Annotated in this window: 18 protein-coding genes; 10 read left to right on the top strand and 8 right to left on the bottom strand. The window is 68.1% G+C overall.

The genetic code is table 11. The features are described 5' to 3' along the window. Positions 1–10: 10 nt before the first annotated feature. Positions 11–694 (bottom strand): envelope integrity protein Cei, encoded by a 684-nt coding sequence (gene cei, locus AC1RIF_RS06385; protein WP_492600521.1) that lies wholly within the window; start codon positions 692–694, stop codon positions 11–13. Positions 695–1,180: 486 nt separating this feature from the next. Between cei and AC1RIF_RS06380 the strand changes: the two genes are divergently transcribed. Then, entirely contained in the window at positions 1,181–1,483 is a 303-nt protein-coding gene (locus AC1RIF_RS06380; protein WP_031939713.1) for a DUF4193 domain-containing protein, read from the top strand. A 22-nt stretch (positions 1,484–1,505) separates the two neighbouring features. Here the strand turns inward: AC1RIF_RS06380 and AC1RIF_RS06375 are convergent, their stop codons facing one another. Further along, entirely contained in the window at positions 1,506–2,063 is a 558-nt protein-coding gene (locus AC1RIF_RS06375) for a DUF3093 domain-containing protein (RefSeq protein ID WP_492600520.1), read from the bottom strand. Here AC1RIF_RS06375 and dut point away from each other — a divergent pair. Both dut and AC1RIF_RS06365 read left to right on the top strand, forming a co-directional pair. After that, complete coding sequence (gene dut, locus AC1RIF_RS06370; RefSeq protein WP_492600519.1) at positions 2,038–2,580, top strand: dUTP diphosphatase; 543 nt, start codon at positions 2,038–2,040, stop codon at positions 2,578–2,580. The two genes, AC1RIF_RS06375 and dut, sit on opposite strands and share 26 nt — an antisense overlap. A gap of 2 nt (positions 2,581–2,582) precedes the next feature. Next, positions 2,583–3,437: a DUF3710 domain-containing protein gene (locus AC1RIF_RS06365; RefSeq protein WP_492600518.1), complete on the top strand. Its 855-nt coding sequence runs from the start codon at positions 2,583–2,585 to the stop codon at positions 3,435–3,437. Positions 3,438–3,447: 10 nt separating this feature from the next. Here AC1RIF_RS06365 and AC1RIF_RS06360 read toward each other — a convergent pair whose 3' ends face one another. Next, positions 3,448–4,152 carry an alpha/beta hydrolase gene (locus tag AC1RIF_RS06360; RefSeq protein ID WP_492600517.1) on the bottom strand — a complete coding sequence of 235 codons (705 nt, stop codon included), beginning with the start codon at positions 4,150–4,152 and terminating at the stop codon, positions 3,448–3,450. Between the two features lie 136 nt (positions 4,153–4,288). On the opposite strand from AC1RIF_RS06360, the gene AC1RIF_RS06355 reads away from it, so the two are divergent. Then, positions 4,289–4,666, top strand: a complete 378-nt coding sequence (locus AC1RIF_RS06355) for an OB-fold nucleic acid binding domain-containing protein (RefSeq protein ID WP_492600516.1) — start codon at positions 4,289–4,291, stop codon at positions 4,664–4,666. Positions 4,667–4,747: 81 nt separating this feature from the next. Beyond that, complete coding sequence (locus tag AC1RIF_RS06350; RefSeq protein ID WP_492600515.1) at positions 4,748–5,455, top strand: DUF3159 domain-containing protein; 708 nt, start codon at positions 4,748–4,750, stop codon at positions 5,453–5,455. Here the strand turns inward: AC1RIF_RS06350 and AC1RIF_RS06345 are convergent. After that, the gene (locus tag AC1RIF_RS06345) at positions 5,432–6,088 is read right to left on the bottom strand and encodes a potassium channel family protein (protein WP_492600514.1); all 657 of its coding nucleotides are present in this window, start codon (positions 6,086–6,088) and stop codon (positions 5,432–5,434) included. The two genes, AC1RIF_RS06350 and AC1RIF_RS06345, sit on opposite strands and share 24 nt — an antisense overlap. A gap of 58 nt (positions 6,089–6,146) precedes the next feature. Then, positions 6,147–6,812, bottom strand: a complete 666-nt coding sequence (locus AC1RIF_RS06340) for a potassium channel family protein (protein WP_492600513.1) — start codon at positions 6,810–6,812, stop codon at positions 6,147–6,149. Between the two features lie 161 nt (positions 6,813–6,973). Between AC1RIF_RS06340 and AC1RIF_RS06335 the strand changes: the two genes are divergently transcribed. From AC1RIF_RS06335 to AC1RIF_RS06320, 4 genes are all read left to right on the top strand, one after another. Beyond that, positions 6,974–8,968: an APC family permease gene (locus AC1RIF_RS06335; RefSeq protein ID WP_492600512.1), complete on the top strand. Its 1,995-nt coding sequence runs from the start codon at positions 6,974–6,976 to the stop codon at positions 8,966–8,968. A 13-nt stretch (positions 8,969–8,981) separates the two neighbouring features. Beyond that, a complete protein-coding gene (locus AC1RIF_RS06330; protein ID WP_492600791.1) occupies positions 8,982–10,247 on the top strand; it encodes a class I SAM-dependent RNA methyltransferase in 1,266 nt (421 codons plus the stop codon). Between the two features lie 166 nt (positions 10,248–10,413). Next, a complete protein-coding gene (locus AC1RIF_RS06325) occupies positions 10,414–10,896 on the top strand; it encodes a MarR family winged helix-turn-helix transcriptional regulator (RefSeq protein WP_492600511.1) in 483 nt (160 codons plus the stop codon). 44 nt (positions 10,897–10,940) lie between these two features. Further along, positions 10,941–12,503 (top strand): MDR family MFS transporter, encoded by a 1,563-nt coding sequence (locus tag AC1RIF_RS06320; protein ID WP_492600790.1) that lies wholly within the window; start codon positions 10,941–10,943, stop codon positions 12,501–12,503. A gap of 69 nt (positions 12,504–12,572) precedes the next feature. On the opposite strand, the gene AC1RIF_RS06315 is transcribed toward AC1RIF_RS06320, so the two are convergent. Together AC1RIF_RS06315 and AC1RIF_RS06310 are read right to left on the bottom strand one after the other, a co-directional pair. Next, on the bottom strand, positions 12,573–13,403 hold the full coding sequence (locus AC1RIF_RS06315; RefSeq protein ID WP_492600510.1) for an ABC transporter permease: 831 nt from the start codon (positions 13,401–13,403) through the stop codon (positions 12,573–12,575). Continuing rightward, a complete protein-coding gene (locus AC1RIF_RS06310) occupies positions 13,400–14,398 on the bottom strand; it encodes an ATP-binding cassette domain-containing protein (protein ID WP_492600509.1) in 999 nt (332 codons plus the stop codon). The genes AC1RIF_RS06315 and AC1RIF_RS06310 overlap by 4 nt, the downstream gene beginning before the upstream one ends. Positions 14,399–14,560: 162 nt before the next feature. Between AC1RIF_RS06310 and AC1RIF_RS06305 the strand changes: the two genes are divergently transcribed. Then, positions 14,561–15,439: a glycosyltransferase family 2 protein gene (locus tag AC1RIF_RS06305; protein WP_492600508.1), complete on the top strand. Its 879-nt coding sequence runs from the start codon at positions 14,561–14,563 to the stop codon at positions 15,437–15,439. A 22-nt stretch (positions 15,440–15,461) separates the two neighbouring features. On the opposite strand, the gene glsA is transcribed toward AC1RIF_RS06305, so the two are convergent. Then, the gene (gene glsA / locus AC1RIF_RS06300; RefSeq protein ID WP_492600507.1) at positions 15,462–17,285 is read right to left on the bottom strand and encodes a glutaminase A; all 1,824 of its coding nucleotides are present in this window, start codon (positions 17,283–17,285) and stop codon (positions 15,462–15,464) included. Between the last annotated feature and the right edge of the window lie 13 nt (positions 17,286–17,298).

The raw sequence follows: 17,298 nt of genomic DNA, 5'->3' as shown, positions 1-17,298 counted from the left end.
GGATCGGGTGTCAGCAGCGCGCGGTGCGGGCTGCGGAGAGCAGACCCGGGTCCAGTGGGGCCGGCTCGGTACCGGCAGGTGGATCCTTCAGCGCGTTGAGGACTTCCGCGGCGTCGGGATTGGGATCGATCTGCTTGGCGAAGTAGGTGCCCAGCGCGAGATCGACGGTGTCGTCGGTGCGGGCGTCCTGGATCAACTCGGCACAGGGCGCGACGAGCCACAGTGCGCTCGCGGCGGACAGTCCGTTCGGTCCGAACCGAATCTGGCCGTGGCACTGCAGGTTCTGGTCGACGTACACCGGGTCGTTGCCGACCTGTACGTCGGGCGCGCCCGCGAACCCGTAGTCACGCAGCTGGGTCGCGACGTCGGACGCCTGGCCGCGTTCGCCGTTGGCGTTGAACACACGAACCTTGGTCGCGGACAGCGCAGCCGGTTCGACGTCGAGCAGGGTGTCGCGCCCCACCTTCTCGCCGAGCGGCTGCGGCGCGGGCGCATCGGCCGCCTTCGGTTTGACCGGGGGATTGCAGTCCACCGTGGTGGCGTACACCTCGGGCTTGGTGAGGATCTGGACCCAGACGACGACGCCGAGCAGCGCCAGCACCGAGATCAACGCGAGCACGGGGACCGCGCGCCGGCGACGGAACGGACGGCCCTGATCGTCGGTCGAACTGCCGTCGGTGATCAGTGAAACCACGGTGTATGTCGGCCTCTCCGTAGGCGAGTGCGGGGAGTGAACCCGCGACAAGGAAAAGAGTTGGTGTGGTTCCGGCCACCATCTCGGTGCCGCCGCCGTCCCGCTGCCCACTGTAGATCCCCGGCCGATCACCGTCCGGCACATGGGCGGTGCAGGAATGTCTCGGCTCGAGCAGTGGTTGGTGACGATTGACGGACAGTTTCCGACAGTGTCCGGTTCGGTTGCCACTTTTCCTGACGCGTCGGCTATTGTCTGGCGGCCCCAGTCGTGAGAACACACGATTTCGAGAGGGTCCGGAGAGAACGGAAGGTGAGGTGTAGGTCATGTTTTCCGGAGGGCTTTTCGGGCACTTCCGGGCATCCTGGGGCGTTGTCAATGCCACAGGAATGGATCTGCATCTCTGACGGTTCTCCAGGATCGCCGACCCCGTGAGGGGCGGCGGCCCGGGCACCGGGGATACACGCAAGAGGACGAGGGGAAGAGGAAATGGCAACCGACTACGACGCACCCAGGCGATCGGAAACCGACGAGGTTTCGGAGGATTCGCTCGAAGAACTGAAGGCACGACGCAACGAGGCGCAGTCGGCAGTCGTCGACGTGGACGAGTCCGACACCGCGGAGTCGTTCGAACTCCCCGGCGCCGACCTGTCCGGCGAAGAACTGTCCGTGCGGGTGGTGCCCAAGCAGGCGGACGAGTTCACCTGCTCGAGCTGCTTCCTGGTTCACCACCGCAGCCGTCTCGCGAGCGAGGAGAACGGCGTCATGATCTGCATGGACTGCGCCGCCTGACGCGAGTCCTGAAGCAGACGGACTAGTCCTTCGGGGCTGTCTCGCGGCCGATGGCGGCCAGCAGTTCGGCTGGCCGCCTCGTGCTCACCAACCAGTAGGGCGTGGGGTCCTCGGGATCGTCGAGGACGATCAGCGCAGTCTGTTTGATCCAGGATCGGTTCTGGACGTATGCGGCCGGATCGAGCTGGCGCCCCATGGCTGCACTCTTCGCCGACGGCGGAATTGTGGCCGTGCGGGAGATGGCGGTCAGCGGCAGATGTGCACGACCCACCCGCAGTTCACCCTCGGGGCCGCCGTACACCTCGATCCGGAGCCTGGACACCCACAGCAGTGCCCACACCGGGAACGGGAACAGCAGGACGTAGGGCAGCCAGGCACGGACGCCCGGCGAACCCATGTGGACCTCCGCCGCGAGCAGGCCGGCGATGAGCAATCCAGCGGGCCACCACCACAACGGCACCCACAGGCGCTCCGAATAGATCGGTGCTCGGGCATTGTCGGGCGTGGTCGCTGCGGGCTGAGACGATTCGGACACGTAGTCCAGAGTAGTCTCGGTGCACGTGAGCGATCTTCCTGCCATTGCGCTGAAGCGACTGGACCCCGGTATCCCGATTCCTCAGCGCGCGCACGACGGTGATGCCGGCGTCGATCTGTGCACCACCACCGATGTCACGATCGAGCCGGGCCGCCGCGTCCTGGTCGGTACGGGCATCGCGGTCGCGCTGCCGATCGGTACGGTCGGCCTGATCCATCCGCGTTCCGGCCTGGCCGCGAAGGCCGGGCTCTCGATCGTGAACACTCCGGGCACGATCGATGCCGGCTACCGCGGAGAGATCAAGGTCTGCCTGATCAATCACGACCTCGAGACGCCCATCGAACTGCGCCGCGGTGACCGTGTCGCGCAGTTGGTGGTCCAGAGGGTCGAATTGGTCGACTTCGTCGAGGTCGACTCGCTGGACGAAACTGTCCGCGGCGCAGGCGGTTACGGCTCCAGTGGGGGTCACGCGAGCCTCGTCGAGCACAATGCCGATCAGGATGTCGACGGTAAGGAAGGCCGCCCGCACGAGCTGACGCGGCTGCCGAGGGAAGGGGCCTGATCATGTTCGGACGTCGCAAGAAGAATGAGGCCGGCCGGTCCGAGGCCGTCGAACCTGCGGATCTCGTCGACACCGAGACGCCGGACGAGGACGCCGCGTCGGACGAGCCCGTCGGCGCGCTCGACGGCGGCCCGTACGACGCTGCAGATCTTCCGGAGGGCGAGGAGCCGGCGGCGACGCGGCTCGATCTCGGCTCGGTCCTGCTGCCGATGCCGCAGGGGGCCCAGCTGCAGGTCGAGATGTCGCCCGAAGGTGCGCCGCAGGCGGTGCACCTGGTCACCGAGCACGGCCGTATCACCGTCTCCGCGTACGCCGCTCCCAAGTCGCCCGGTCAGTGGCGCGAGGTTGCGTCCGAGCTCGCAGAATCGCTGCGTGCCGACAACGCCGAGGTCAGCATCGAGAGCGGCCCGTGGGGTCGTGAGGTGGCCGCGACCACCCCGAACGCCGACCTGCGTTTCATCGGTGTCGACGGCCACCGCTGGATGCTCCGGTGCGTCGTCGCCGGCCCCACCGGTGCGGTGGCGGCCGGTGGTCCGCTCGTCGCGATCGCGCGCGCCGTCCTGCTCGACACGGTCGTCAATCGCGGCACGGAGCCGTATCCGGTGCGGACCCCGCTGTCGGTGGTCCTGCCGCAGGCACTCGTCGACCAGCTGATGGCTGCCCACCAGCAGCAGCAGTTGGCGGCCCAGCAGCAGGCACAGCTCGCGGCCACGGACCAGGCCCAGCAGCAGGCCCAGCAGCATCCGCAGCAGCAGTCCGCGCCGCAGACGCCGCAGCCGATTCAGGAGTCCCCGAACGGGGCCGAGCCGCCCCGGCGCGGGGAGTCCGGTTCGGCGATGCAGCAGCTCGGGCTCTAGCGCACCGCGCTCAGCCGATCCGGTCGAGCGCGGCGAAGCACGCCTGTCCCAGCACGCCCGGGTCCGCGCCGATCTCCTGCAACGTGAGTTCGGCCAGTGCGGCGTGCGGAAGCGTCGCCGCCCACTCCTTCGCCACCGTCAACGGGTGGACGGCGTCGTCGACGGCCGCGGCGATGCCCACGGGAACGTGGATGTCGGCGAGCGTCGCCGGGTCGGGTGCGTGGTACGCGGCGGCCTCCTCCAGCGCGGCCGGCAGATCGGGCCACTGGCTGCGCCAGGACCGGGCCAGTTCGTCGGCCAGCCAGGGCGGGCTCGACGCCGTCATCTCCGCGGTCACCGCTGCGAGTCCGTGCGCGCGCAACTGCGACGCCGTGAACGTCGCACTGGCCGCCGCCGGCGCGTCGCGCGGTGACCCGGTCCATGCCGGCAGTGCGGCCAGTACGGCGCCGACGCTGTCAGGGTTCTCCGCCGCCCACGCCAGGGCCACGGCGGCCCCGATCGACACGCCGCCGACCAGGATCCGGCCGTGTTCGCGCGCGGCGCGGTCCATCGCGTCGCGGTAGCTCGCGACGATCGCCCGCGGATCCGGTTCGACCGCCATCGTCGAGACGCCTACCTGCATCATTGCGGGCCGGAAGGCGCGGTCCGCGAAATCCGCATCCGACCCGGTTCCCGGGAGTACGACGGCCACTTCGGGCCAGGTTCGTTGCTGCATGAATCGATCTTGCACTGCCCGGTTCGCGGGGGTTCCGGACGGCGGTGGGTTTCGGATCACTTTGGGGTTACAGTGGCCCTCGTACAGACCTATCGCGCGGCGCGAAGATGCGCCGCCATTTGTCCAGGAGCACGCTATGGCCCCCGCCGCGGCAGGTTACTTTCGCCGGCTCACCCGCAGACTCACCGAGGACCTCGAGCAGTTGGATGCCGAGGAGATGGTGGAGACCGCGCAGGCATCGGGCGCCAAGCGCGCCTGCGACTGTGCGCGTGGTGAGGAGGTCACGATCCTCGGGCGCCTGCGCAGCGTCGAGGCGTGTCCCAAGTCCGCGAACGCCAGCGTCCAGGCGGAGTTCTTCGACGGCACCGACCCGGTCACGCTCGTCTGGATCGGCCGTCGACGGATCCCCGGTATCGAGCCGGGCAAGACGCTGATGGTGCGTGGCCGCATCGGCGACCGTGACGGTCAGAAGGTGATCTTCAATCCCTACTACGAACTTCGCGGCGATTCCTGAGCCGATGCCGTTGCACTGCAACCGGGCCCGTCGCGGGACGGGCCTCGACGGCGTACCGCCCGGATATGGCAGTCTCGTCGCGTGACCGAAACGAAGCAGCAGACGATCCTCGAACAGCTCGGTGGACTCAGCGGGCTGGTCTACTCGTCGCTGCCGATCGTCGTGTTCGTGCCGGCGAACAGCCTGTGGGGTCTGGCCCCGGCCGTGTGGATCGCGCTCGGTGTGGCCGCCGCGATCCTGGTGTGGCGAATCGTTCGCCGCAGTCCCGTGCAGCCCGCGATCTCAGGTTTCCTCGGAGTCGGCGTCTGCGCGTTCATCGCCTACCGCACCGGTGACGCGAAGGGGTACTTCCTCTTCGGGATCTACACCAGCCTGGTGTACGCCGCTGCGTTCGTCGTGTCGATCCTGGTCCGGTGGCCGCTCGTCGGTGTCGTCTGGGGCTACCTCAACGGGCACCGCAATGCGTGGCGTGCCCACAAGGGCGCCGTGCGCGCGTACGACATCGCCACCGTCGCGTGGGCGGCGGTCTTCGGTGCCCGGTACCTGGTCCAGTCTCAGCTCTACGACGCCGATCAGACGGGATGGCTCGCGGTGGCACGGATCGGCATGGGCTGGCCGCTCACCGGTGTGGTGCTGCTCGTGACGATCTGGGCCGTTCGACGTGCCGACCGGATCGTGGAGCCTGCCCCCGATGAGACCGAGCCGGAAGCCGCCGACGGCAAGACTGCCGACGGAAATACCGCCGACGGCCCTGTTGCCGACGCGTCAGATATCGATCGCGGCGCGTAGTTCGTCCTCGACCTCGACGGCCGCGACGAACAGCAGCTCGTCGCCGCCCTCGACCGGGTCGTCGGGCTGGGGGACGATCACCCGGCCGCCACGCAGGATCGTCACCAGGGCGACGTCACGCGGGAGCCGAATCTTGCGCACCGGCTTGCCCGCGAGCGGGGTGTTGTCGGGCAGGGTGATCTCGACGAGGTTCGCCTGACCCTGACGGAACGTCATCAGTCGAACCAGGTCACCCACCGTGACGGCCTCCTCGACGAGCGAGGCGAGCATGCGCGGCGTGGAGACCGCGACGTCGACGCCCCACGACTCGTCGAACAGCCACTCGTTGCGGGGGTCGTTCACACGGGCCACCACCCGCCCGACCCCGAACTCCGTCTTCGCGAGCAGGCTCAGCACGATGTTGGCCTTGTCGTCGCCGGTGGCGGCGATCACGACGTCGTACGTCTCCAGCTGCGCGGCTTCGAGCAGGCTGAGCTCGCACGCATCCGCATGGATCCACTCGGCCTGCGGAATCACCTCGGGCTCGACGTGCTCGAGCTTGCGTTCGAGCAGCATTACGTGGTGGTTGCTGCGGACGAGTTCGCGGGCGATGGAGCGGCCTACGGCGCCGGCTCCTGCGATGGCCACTCTCATCGGAGGTTTCCAATCGGGTAGTCGATCGAGAAGGGAGTCATTGACCGGTCTCGGGCTGTCAGTCGTCGGACGGCGGGGGATTGCCGGCCAGGGCGACGGCCTCGGCGACGGTGCCCGACACGGCGGCGACGTACACCTGGTCCTGGGACTGGATGACGGTCTTGCGGTCGGGAAGGATGCCCGATCCGAAACGGATGACGAACGAGACGCGGGAGCTGGTCGCGGCTTCGAGTTCGGAGATGTTGCGGCCGACCCAGTCCTCGTGGAAGGGCAGTTCGGTCACGACCACCGTGCCGGACGGATCCCGCCACTTCGAGATCTGATCGTCCTGCGCGAGGGCGAGCATGAAGCGGTCGGTGGTCCACGGCACGGTTGCGATGGTGGGGATGCCGAGACGCTCGTACACCGCGGCGCGCTTGGCGTCGTAGATCCTGGCCACGACCCGCTCCACGCCGAACGTCTCGCGGGCCACGCGGGCCGAGATGATGTTCGAGTTGTCGCCGGAGGACACCGCGGCGAATGCCTCGGCGCGCTCGATGCCGGCACGGACCAGCACGTCGCGGTCGAATCCCATCCCGACGACGGTGTGCCCGGTGAATTCGGTTCCGAGTCGGAGGAATGCACTCGCGTCGCGGTCGATGACGGCCACCTCGTGGCCGATCCGGCACAGTGCGGTAGCGAGGGAGGAGCCGGCGCGGCCACATCCCATGACTACTACGTACACCTGTCCACTCCGTTCATCGAAATTCGCGCCCGTGCGGGATGCCGCCGGCGTCGAATCGAACCGTACAGCGCGCGCAGGGAAGAGCAAGTTGCCACCGCAGGGAAACGCCGACTTCGGCTCCTGGCTGCTGTGCATTCCCTCGGACGGCTTACGCTTTGGCAGTGTCGAAGGTTTCCACCGCTGCGAAGCGGCTGATTCTGGGCCGGCCGTTCCGGAGCGACAAGCTCGGGCACACGCTTCTGCCCAAGCGGATCGCGCTGCCGGTTTTCGCCTCGGATGCGATGTCGTCGGTCGCCTACGCACCGGAAGAGATCTTCCTGGTGCTGTCCGTCGCGGGCATTTCCGCGTACGTGTACGCACCGTGGATCGGGCTGGCCGTCGCCGTCGTCATGGCGGTGGTGGTCGCCAGCTATCGGCAGAACGTGCACGCGTATCCGTCCGGCGGCGGTGACTACGAGGTCGCGACCACCAATCTGGGGCCCAACGCCGGTCTGACCGTGGGCAGTGCGCTGATGGTGGATTACGTGCTCACCGTCGCGGTGTCGATCTCGTCGGCGGCGTCGAACATCGGTTCCGCGGTGCCGTTCGTGGCGCAGCACAAGGTGCTGTTCGCGATCGCCGCGATCGTGCTGCTGACGGCGATGAACCTGCGGGGTCTGCGGGAGTCCGGCACCGCCTTCGCGATCCCCACGTACGCGTTCATCGTCGGCATGCTGATCATGCTCGGGTGGGGCCTCGCCCGGATCTACATCTTCGGCGACGACGTCCAGGCGGAATCGTCCGGCTTCATTCTCGATGCCGAGGATTCGCACCTGTACGGCATCGCGTTCGCGTTCCTCATCGCCCGGGCCTTCTCGTCCGGCTGCGCGGCGCTGACCGGCGTCGAGGCGATCAGCAACGGGGTGCCGGCATTCCGGAAGCCGAAGTCCCGCAACGCTGCCACCACGCTGCTGCTGCTCGGCACGTTCGCGATCGTCCTGCTGATGGGCATCATCATTCTGGCCCAGAAGATCGGGATCGTGTACGCGCACAATCCGGAGACGCAGTTGATCGGGGCTCCGGAGGGCTACCACCAGAAGACACTCATCGCGCAGCTCGCCGAGGCCGTCTTCTCCGGATTCCCGGCCGGCTTCTACTTCATGGCGATCGTCACCGCGCTCATCCTCGTGCTCGCCGCGAACACCGCGTTCAACGGTTTCCCGGTGCTGGGCTCGGTACTGGCGCAGGATCGCTACCTGCCGCGCCAGCTGCACACCCGCGGCGACCGTCTCGCGTTCAGCAACGGCATCCTGTTCCTGTCGGGTGCGGCGATCGCGTTCGTGGTGGTCTTCGGCGCCGAGGTCACCAAGCTGATCCAGCTCTACATCGTGGGTGTCTTCGTCTCGTTCGTGTTGAGCCAGACCGGAATGATCCGACACTGGACCCGGCATCTGAGGGCCGAGACCGATCCGGCGCAGCGCCGGCGGATGAAGCGCTCGCGCGTGGTCAACTCGATCGGTCTCGCGATGACCGGTGCGGTGCTGGTGATCGTGCTGCTCACGAAGTTCGCGGCCGGTGCGTGGATCGCGATCGTCGCGATGGTCGTGATCTTCGTGGTGATGAAGTCGATCCGGCGCCACTACGACAGCGTCGCCGCCGAACTCGAGGAACAGGAGTGGGACGGCGTCCTGCCCAGCCGCACCCACTCGATCGTGCTGGTGTCCAAGATGCACATGCCGACGATGCGCGCGCTCGCGTACGCCCGTGCGACGCGTCCGGACACGCTCGAGGCGGTCACGGTCAACGTCGACGAGCCCGACACTCGCGCGCTCGTCCGTGAATGGGAGAAGAGTGACATCACGGTGCCGCTCAAGGTGATCGAGTCGCCGTATCGCGAGATCACCAAGCCGGTGCTCGACTACGTGCGCCGAGTCCGGAGGGACTCGCCGCGGGACGTCGTCACGGTGTTCATCCCGGAGTACGTCGTGGGGCACTGGTGGGAGCAGATCCTGCACAACCAGAGCGCCCTGCGGTTGAAGAGCCGACTGCTGTTCCAGCCGGGCGTGATGGTCACCAGCGTGCCGTGGCAGCTCAGTTCGTCGGAGAAGGTCAAACGTGAACGCGTCGACAACGCACCCGGTGCGACTCGCCGCGGGTTCGAATCAGAAGGCAAGTGACGGGCGGTACGTGGTGAGTGAGAACTGGACGGGTCTTCGGCTCGAGGTGGAGTTGGGGAATCCCGGCCACGGTGGCTTCTGCGTGGCCCGCCACGAGGGCCGGGTGCTGTTCGTGCGGCACGGGTTGCCCGGTGAGCGCGTCGTCGCACACGTCACCGAGGATCGCGGCGGTTCGTTCTGCCGCGCCGACGCCGTCGAGATCATCGAGCCGTCACCGGACCGGGTCGCACCGTTGTGCCCGATCTCCGGTCCGGGCGGGGCAGGATGCTGCGACTACTCGCACGCCACGCTCGATGCGCAGCGGGCGATGAAGGCAGCGATCGTCGCCGAGCAGTTGCGCCGGATCGCGGGTCTCGACCTCGAGGTCGCCGTCGAGGAGTTGCCGGGGACCGGGCACGGCGCGGGGTGGCGCTCGCGGGTGCGTCTCGCGGTCGACACCGCCGGACGTCCGGGTTTCCACCGGTTCCGCAGCAACGACATCGAGACCTTCCTGGCGTGTCCGCAGATCGACGCGTCGGCGTACTCCGGTCTGGCCGAGCGGTCCTGGCAGCCCGGGGCCGAGGTGCAGGTGGTGCTCGACGCGGTCGGTGAACGCCACGTGGTCGAGATCGCGCCGGCCAAGATCTCGCGGACCGGACGTCGCAGCCCGGGACGGCGCGGCGCGACGGCGCGCCGGGCGGCGTCGGCGGGCAGTCGCGCGGAACGGGTCGTCATCGGCTCCGGGCGAGCCGTCGAGCGGGTCGGCGACCGGGAGTGGACGCTGTCCGCCACCGGATTCTGGCAGGCACATCGGAGTGCGGCGCAGACGTATTCGGAGGTCGTGGGGGAGTGGGCGCAGGCGTCGCCCGGCGCTGCCGTCTGGGATCTCTACGGCGGTGTCGGCGTGTTCGCCGCGACGCTCGCCGAGCAGGTCGGCGTGACCGGCCGGGTCGAGTCGGTGGAGTTCTCCCGCACCGCGGTGGCCGACGGGTCGGCGGCGCTGGCGGACCTGCCGCAGGTGCAGTTGCATGCGGCGCGCGTCGAACGCGCGCTGCAGGATCTCCCGGCCCCCGAGGTCGTGGTGCTCGATCCGCCCCGCGCCGGTGCCGGAAGGGACGTCGTCGCGGCCCTCGCGGCGGCGGGTCCGGACCGGATCGTCCACGTCGGCTGCGATCCGGCGTCGTTCGCGCGTGACATCGCGCTCTACCGCGAGCACGGCTTGACCGTGGCGCAGGTCCGGGTGTTCGATGCCTTCCCCCTCACGCACCACATGGAGAGTCTCGCCCTCCTCACCCGCTGAGGTGTTCGGCACACCCCTCGAGGTCGAGCTTCGCAAAAGCCCAGGTCAGGGCATATGTAGTGCGGTATGTCGCTTTTGCGAAGTAATTGCTTGACGCACGCAACTATGCCTATAGTTGCGTTCTGCAAGTAATTCACCAATCCATTCAGGGGATTCGGGGTGTCCGATGGCCGTTCAGGCCGACACGGCGCAGGCCTTGGTCGACGCGATCTTCCTCTTCGGACGATCGCTGCGTACCGCCCTCACCAGCGCCGTCGACGATCCGCTCGCGCCGGCGCTGGCCGCGGTGCTGTTCGTGCTGTCGACGCGGGGTCCGTGCCGGCAGAACGAGCTCGCGTCGGTGTTGTGCGTGAGCCAGTCGGCACTCAGCCGGCAGATGACGGAGCTGGTGGACTCCGGTCTCGTCGACAGGCAACCGGACGCGGACGACAAACGGGCGTTCCTGGTCCAGGTGTCGGAAAAGGGCGACGAGGTCCTGCGGAGCACCAAGGAACGCAGATCGGCGCGATTGCACGAACTGCTCGGCGGGTGGAGTCAGGACGAAGCGGCGGCGGCGTTGTCGACCATCGAACGTCTCACCGACACCCTCGCCGCCCGCAACGAATCCTCGCCGCTAGCTGCAAATGACCGTGGGAGAGCACTTCAATGACGACATCAGTGGGGGAGAGTCGGGCAGGCTCCGGCAACGAGGCGATGACCCACCGCCAGATTCTCGAGGTCCTCGCGGGCCTCATCGCGGCGCTGTTCACCGCGCTGCTGAGCACGACGATCGTCTCGACGGCACTGCCGACGATCATCGGCGACCTGAAGGGCACCCAGACCCAGTACGCGTGGGTCATCACGACCGCGCTGCTCGCGAACGCGGCGTCCACCCCGATCTGGGGCAAGCTCGCCGACCTGTTCAACAAGAAGATCCTGGTCCAGACCTCGATCGTGATCTTCGTGATCGGATCGGTCATCGCAGGCTTCGCGCACAACGTGCCCGTCCTGCTGGCGGCCCGCGTCGTGCAGGGCATCGGCATGGGAGGTCTGACGGCGCTGGTGGTCGCGATCATCGGCAGCATCATCCCGCCGCGTGACCGCGGGCGTTACTCCGGATACATGGGTGCCGCGATGGCAGTGTCCATGTCCGGCGGCCCGATCCTCGGTGGCGTCATCGTCGACAGCCCCCTGGGCTGGCGGTGGACGTTCTTCGTGTGCGTTCCGCTGGCCGTGATCGCCCTGTTCCTGCTGCAGCGCACGCTGCACATCGCGGCCGACCGCAAGGAGGACGTCTCCATCGACTGGTGGGGCGCGATGCTGCTCACGGCGGGCGTCAGCGTCCTGCTGATCTGGGTGTCGTTCGCCGGCAAGGCCGACTACTACGCGTGGTTCTCCAAGGAGTCCGCGATCTACGTCGGTGTCGGGCTGCTGCTGCTGATCGCGACCGTGATCGTCGAGTCCAAGGTGAAGTCGCCGATCATCCCGCTGAAGATCATCACCGAGAAGACCACCGGTCTGGCGATCATCGCCTCGATCGCGGTCGGTGTCGGCATGTTCGGCGCCACCACGTTCCTCACCCAGTACTTCCAGACCGCCCGCGGTCACAGCCCGACCGTCGCCGGTGTCCTGACGATTCCGATGGTGATGGGCATGCTCGTCTCGTCGGTCGTCTCGGGCCAGTTGATCACCCGGTTCGGAAAGTGGAAGCCGTTCATCGTTGCCGGCGCCGGGTTGCTCGTGGTCGGCTTCGGTCTGCTCTCCACGATCGATCACGCGACCAGCCTGTGGCTGATCGGTGTCTACATCGCCATCGTCGGCGTCGGTGTCGGCAGCCTGATGCAGAACCTGGTGCTCGCGGTGCAGAACACCGTCAGCGTCGACAACATCGGCGCGGCCAGCAGTTCGGTCGCGTTCTTCCGCACCTTCGGTGGTGCCATCGGCGTGTCGGTGCTGGGCTCGATCCTCGCGACCCGGGTCACGACCCTGTCCGCCGAGGGCTTCGCGGAACTCGGTATCGACACCCACGCGGCGGGCAGCGGCGGCAACCTCGACATCAACGCCCTGCCCGCACCGATCGCGGCCGTCATCCGCGCCGCGTACGGTGACGCGACGGGACGGTTGTTCCTGGTGGCGGCGCTGGTCGCGCTGATCACCCTGGCCTGCGTCATCGTGATCCCGAACACCCCGTTGCGCAGGACCATCGACATCCAGAAGCCGGCCGAGGGCGAGGAGTCGGACGCCGCTCGCGACACCGAGCAGGACGTGAAGGCGTAGCTGCCCGAGCGGACGACCGGAGGCCCGCAACCGACACGGTTGCGGGCCTCCGGTCTGTCGGGATATCTGCTAGGTCTTGCGGTTGTACAGCCGCATCGTCAGCGGGCCGAACACGACGATGAAGCCGGCACACCAGATCAGTACGACGGAGAGCTGCCCGAACTCGAACGAGCCCTCGCACAGCGCCCGCAGGGTCGTCACGAGGTGACTGATCGGGTTCACGTCGACGAACGCCTGCAGCCAGCCCGGCATCGTCGACGGGTCGACGAAGATGTTGCTGGCGAACGTGAGCGGGAACAGGATGAACATCGAGACGCCCATGACGGCCTGCTCGGTCCGCATCAGCATCGCGAACATAGTCCACACCCACGACAGGCTGAACGAGAACAGCAACAGCAGCAGCACCGACGCGACGACGCCCACGATCCCGCCGGCGGGGCGGAAGCCCAGGATCAGACCCAGGATCAGCACGATCACCGACGCGATCGTGTAGCGCACGATGTCGCCGAACAGGGCGCCGACGAGCGGTGAAGGCCGCCAGATCGGCAGCGAGCGGAAGCGGTCGAACACGCCCTTCTCGATGTCCTTGTTCAGGGTCAGCCCCGTGTACATCGTGATCATCACGACGGTCTGCACCAGGATGCCGGGGATCAGGAACTGCACGTAGGCGTCGGTCGAGCCGGCGAGCGCGCCGCCGAACAGGAACGTGAACATCAGCGTGAACATCACCGGGAACATGGTCACGTCGAAGAGCTGCTCCGGGACGTGCTTGATCTTGAGCAGCGCCCGCCATCCGAAGGACAGGGACGTCGACAGTGCGTTGGGGCGCGCCGGTCGGGGACCCGGCATCTGCAGGACGTTGCCGACCGCCTGCGCCGAGGTGGTGATGGTGTCGGTCATGACGCGCTCTCCTCGATGATGTCGGTGTCGGCAGTGCCCTCGGCGTCCTCGGTGCCGTGGCCGGTCAGGGCCAGGAAGACCTCGTCGAGGCTGGGTTGGCCGAGGGCGAAGGTGGTGACGGCGAGACTCGCGTCGTCGAGCGCCGCGAGTGCGCGGGCTACCCGCTGCGGGTCGTCGATCCGAGCGGTCAGGGCCGCCGGGTCCGATTCGAGGCTCACGGGAACCCCCAGAACCGGTTCGAGGATCGTGGCGGCCTCGGCCCGTCGGGCCGGCTGCGCGACCCGCACGTGCAGAGCCCCGGAACCCACCGACGCCTTGAGCTCACCGGTGGTGCCCTCCGCGATCACCTTGCCGCGGTCGATGACGGCGATCCGGTCGGCCAGCTGGTCGGCCTCGTCGAGGTACTGCGTGGTGAGGAGCACCGTGGTGCCGCCCGCAACCAACGCGCGGACGATCTCCCACACCTGGTTGCGACTGCGGGGATCGAGGCCGGTGGTCGGTTCGTCCAGGAAGATCAGTTCGGGTGTCACGATGATGCTGGCGGCGATGTCGATGCGCCGCCGCATGCCGCCGGAATAGGTCTTGACCTGACGACTCCCGGCCTCCTGCAGGCCGAAGGCGTCGAGCAGTTGCTCGCACCGGGACCGCGCGGCGGCCCGCGAGTAACCGTAAAGGCGGCCGAGCAGGACGAGATTCTCGACGCCGGTCAGATCTTCGTCGAGCGATGCGAACTGGCCGGTCAGCGACACCTTGCTCCGGACGGTTTCCGCCTCGGTGGCGACGTCGTGTCCCAGGACCCGCGCGGCGCCCCCGTCCAGGGGGAGCAGGGTGGCCAGCATCCGGATCGTGGTGGTCTTGCCGGCGCCGTTGGGGCCGAGCACGCCGTACACGCCGCCGGCCGGTACGGCGAGATCGACGCCGTCGACGGCGACATTGGAGCCGAATCGTTTGATCAGGCCGTGCGTTTCGATTGCCAGTGCGTTGTCGGGGAGCATAAGGTCCTCGTGGTCTGCGTCGGGCGCGGATGGTGGACGAAACTGTTCGCTCGTCGCCCCAGACTGGCGGACGACGGGTACCCGGTGCAAACACTTTTCCGGGACCCGCGGCGCGGCGTGGTCCGATTCGCGGGCAGCGGCGGCGTGCGGTATACGAGACGTGTGGACTCCGAATTTACCCTGACCGTCGTCGTGCCCGCGTACAACGAAGAGACCTATATCGGTGCCTGTCTGGTGTCGTTGCTCGAGCAGGAGCGGGAGCTGCACGAGATCGTCGTGGTCGACAACAATTCGACCGACGGCACGGCCGCGATCGTCGAGGAGTTCGCCGCCCGGCATCCCATCGTGCGGCTGATCCGGGAAGAGAAGGCCGGCACCGTGCACGCGCGCAACGCCGGATTCGACGCCGCAACCGGTGACATCATCGGACGCATCGACGCGGACACCCGGGTCGCGCCCGACTGGGCCCGCTCGATTCTCGACTTCTTCACCCGTACCGACACCGCGGACATCGGGGCTGTCACCGGGCTCAGCAACTCGTACGACTCGCCGTACCGCGGCCTCAAGGGCTGGTACGTGGACCGGCTCGTCCGGAAGGGGATCCTCGGTGGCGAGCGGCGGATCCGGAACCTCCACGGTGCGAACATGGCGGTGCGCCGGTCCACCTGGGATCGGGTCCGCGGAGCGGTCACCGCAGACCTGGACGTGCACGAGGACGTCGATCTCGCGTTGTGCATCTGTGCCGAGGAGATCGGCATCGTGCAGTTGACACAGATGCGGGCGGATGTGTCGCCGCGCCGCGCGCTGACTCCGCCGTTCGAGTTCTCCCGCTACCTCGACGCCGGCGTCAAGACGCTGGAACGGCACGGCGCGATGACACCGCAGCATCGCAGGATGCTGCGGCTGCACTGGTTCACACACCTCGCCGGCTACCTCGCGTACCGCCCGTACGATCCCGATCTGGGTAAGTTCACCGTCCGCAGGTTCTTCTTCGGTGGACCGGCGCGGACCATGCCGGTGGTCGCGACGACCGGTCGGTAGATCCGCCGGCGACACCGACGTGTCAGGCGCGCCCGCGCTGTTCGAAGCTGTGCAGCAGCATCTCCAGTTGCCCGTATGCGGCCATGGCGAGGCGTTCGAGCAGCGCCGACTTGATCTGTGGGGCCTCCGCGGTGAGCCGGACGAAACCGTCGGGCGGCAGCACCGCGAGGGTAACCGTGGTGTCGGCGCGAACGTCGTTGAGGAACGTCGAGTCCAGTAGCGTCGGCATCTCCCCGAAGGTCATCCCCGCAGCCAGGGTCGTGATCCGATGGATCGCGCCGTCCGCGGAGGTGACGGTGGTGCTCGCGCGGCCGGACAGGATCAGGAAGATGCCGGCGGCGGGGTCGCCACGGCGGGCGATCAACTCGCCGCGGGCGACGGTCCGCGACTCGAGTTCGTCGGTGAATCTCTCGAACTGGTCGGCGGTGAACTCGGCCAACAGAGGGTGCTGCTCGAGCTCGATCGCTTCGGGCTGACGGCCCCCGCGGCAGTGCCGGGCGAGCAGGACCTCCTCGCACCACTCGGTGGCCCAGTCCAGGTCCGCGAACACCCGTCCGCCGGGATCCTCGGGGGCGAGGCTCGACAGGGTGTGCCCGAAGTGCCCCTCCGGGTCGACGAGAGCGCTGTGGCACCCGCTGTCGGCGAGATCGGCCCGCAGCGACTCGATCATCCGGCGGGCGATCCCGCTGACCTCGTCGACCCGGCGCACATCCACCACGACCGCTTCGAGGTCGGCGCGTTCGGCGTCGATCTCCCGGACCGCCGTCTCGGCGCCGGTGAACAACAGATCGCCGTGCAGTTCGTAGATGCGCGCGCGGCCGCCGAAGGCGTCGAGGGTGGCCCTCTCGGCGTCGGTCCGGCGGGTGCGCGACGGCGCGGAGCCGACGTCGTACCGCGCCCGGATCGACGAGCGGGCGGCGCGGGTGACGTGGAGGAAGTGCAGTTCGAGGTCCCGGGACAGTTCCCGGCACGCCTGCACACCGCGGACGCTGTTGCCGTGCCGGTCGAGCCGGGGTGAGAAGACGGCGATACCCAGCTGTCCGGGCAGCACAGCGAGGACTCCGCCACCGACACCGCTCTTGGCGGGCATCCCCACCTCGGTGACCCACTCACCGGCGGCGTCGTACATCCCGCACGTGGTCATCACGCTCAGGACCCGCTCGACGAGGGCGGGATTGAGGACCCGGTCCCGGGTGACCGGGTTGACGCCGTTGTTCGCGAGGGTGGCCGCCATCAGTGCGAGGTCGCGGCACGTGACGTCGATCGAGCACTGTCGGAAGTACAGGTCGACAGCCTCGTCGGGGTCGCCGCTGATGACGCCGAACGAGCGCAGCATGTAACCGATCGCGCGGTTGCGGTGCCCGGTGCGGGCCTCGGACGTGTACACCGCCTCGTCCAGCGTCAGCTGCCGTCCCGCGCAGCGCGAGTAGAGCTGCCGGATCCTTTCGAACCGCTCGGCCGGATCGGCGCCGGCGACCAGCGATGCCGACGTGATCGCGCCCGCGTTGATCATCGGATTGCGTGGCCGTTCGGTGTCGGGGTCGAGGCTGATCTCGTTGAACGCCTCGCCGGACGGTTCCACGTCGATCTTCTCGGCGACGGCGTCGACTCCCCGGTCGGCGAGCGCCAGCGCGTAGGTGAACGGCTTGGAGATGGACTGGATGGTGAAGGCGACACCGCAGTCGCCGACCTCGTAGACGTGCCCGTCGGACGTCGCGACGGCGATCCCGAAGCGATCGGGCACCACCGCGGCGAGCTCGGGAATGTAGTCGGCGACATTGCCGCCCCGATCGGCCCGGACCACGTCGTACACCCGGTTGATGAACTCGTCGACCACGTTGCCCATGGAGCAACAGTAG

It is taken from the genome of Prescottella sp. GW823-FHT02E09 (genome assembly GCF_058797375.1).
This window is presented reverse-complemented; position numbering and strand designations above follow the sequence as displayed.

What these genes read in the sequence shown, in the direction of transcription:
- AC1RIF_RS06315 (WP_492600510.1), bottom strand. Translation starts at nt 13,403, where the DNA reads ATGACCGACACCATCACCACCTCGGCGCAGGCGGTCGGCAACGTCCTG.
- AC1RIF_RS06310 (WP_492600509.1), bottom strand. Translation starts at nt 14,398, where the DNA reads ATGCTCCCCGACAACGCACTGGCAATCGAAACGCACGGCCTGATCAAA.
- AC1RIF_RS06355 (WP_492600516.1), top strand. Translation starts at nt 4,289, where the DNA reads ATGGCCCCCGCCGCGGCAGGTTACTTTCGCCGGCTCACCCGCAGACTC.
- AC1RIF_RS06325 (WP_492600511.1), top strand. Translation starts at nt 10,414, where the DNA reads ATGGCCGTTCAGGCCGACACGGCGCAGGCCTTGGTCGACGCGATCTTC.
- AC1RIF_RS06375 (WP_492600520.1), bottom strand. Translation starts at nt 2,063, where the DNA reads ATGGCAGGAAGATCGCTCACGTGCACCGAGACTACTCTGGACTACGTG.
- AC1RIF_RS06345 (WP_492600514.1), bottom strand. Translation starts at nt 6,088, where the DNA reads ATGAGAGTGGCCATCGCAGGAGCCGGCGCCGTAGGCCGCTCCATCGCC.
- glsA (WP_492600507.1), bottom strand. Translation starts at nt 17,285, where the DNA reads ATGGGCAACGTGGTCGACGAGTTCATCAACCGGGTGTACGACGTGGTC.
- AC1RIF_RS06365 (WP_492600518.1), top strand. Translation starts at nt 2,583, where the DNA reads ATGTTCGGACGTCGCAAGAAGAATGAGGCCGGCCGGTCCGAGGCCGTC.
- AC1RIF_RS06360 (WP_492600517.1), bottom strand. Translation starts at nt 4,152, where the DNA reads ATGCAGCAACGAACCTGGCCCGAAGTGGCCGTCGTACTCCCGGGAACC.
- AC1RIF_RS06380 (WP_031939713.1), top strand. Translation starts at nt 1,181, where the DNA reads ATGGCAACCGACTACGACGCACCCAGGCGATCGGAAACCGACGAGGTT.
- AC1RIF_RS06320 (WP_492600790.1), top strand. Translation starts at nt 10,941, where the DNA reads ATGACCCACCGCCAGATTCTCGAGGTCCTCGCGGGCCTCATCGCGGCG.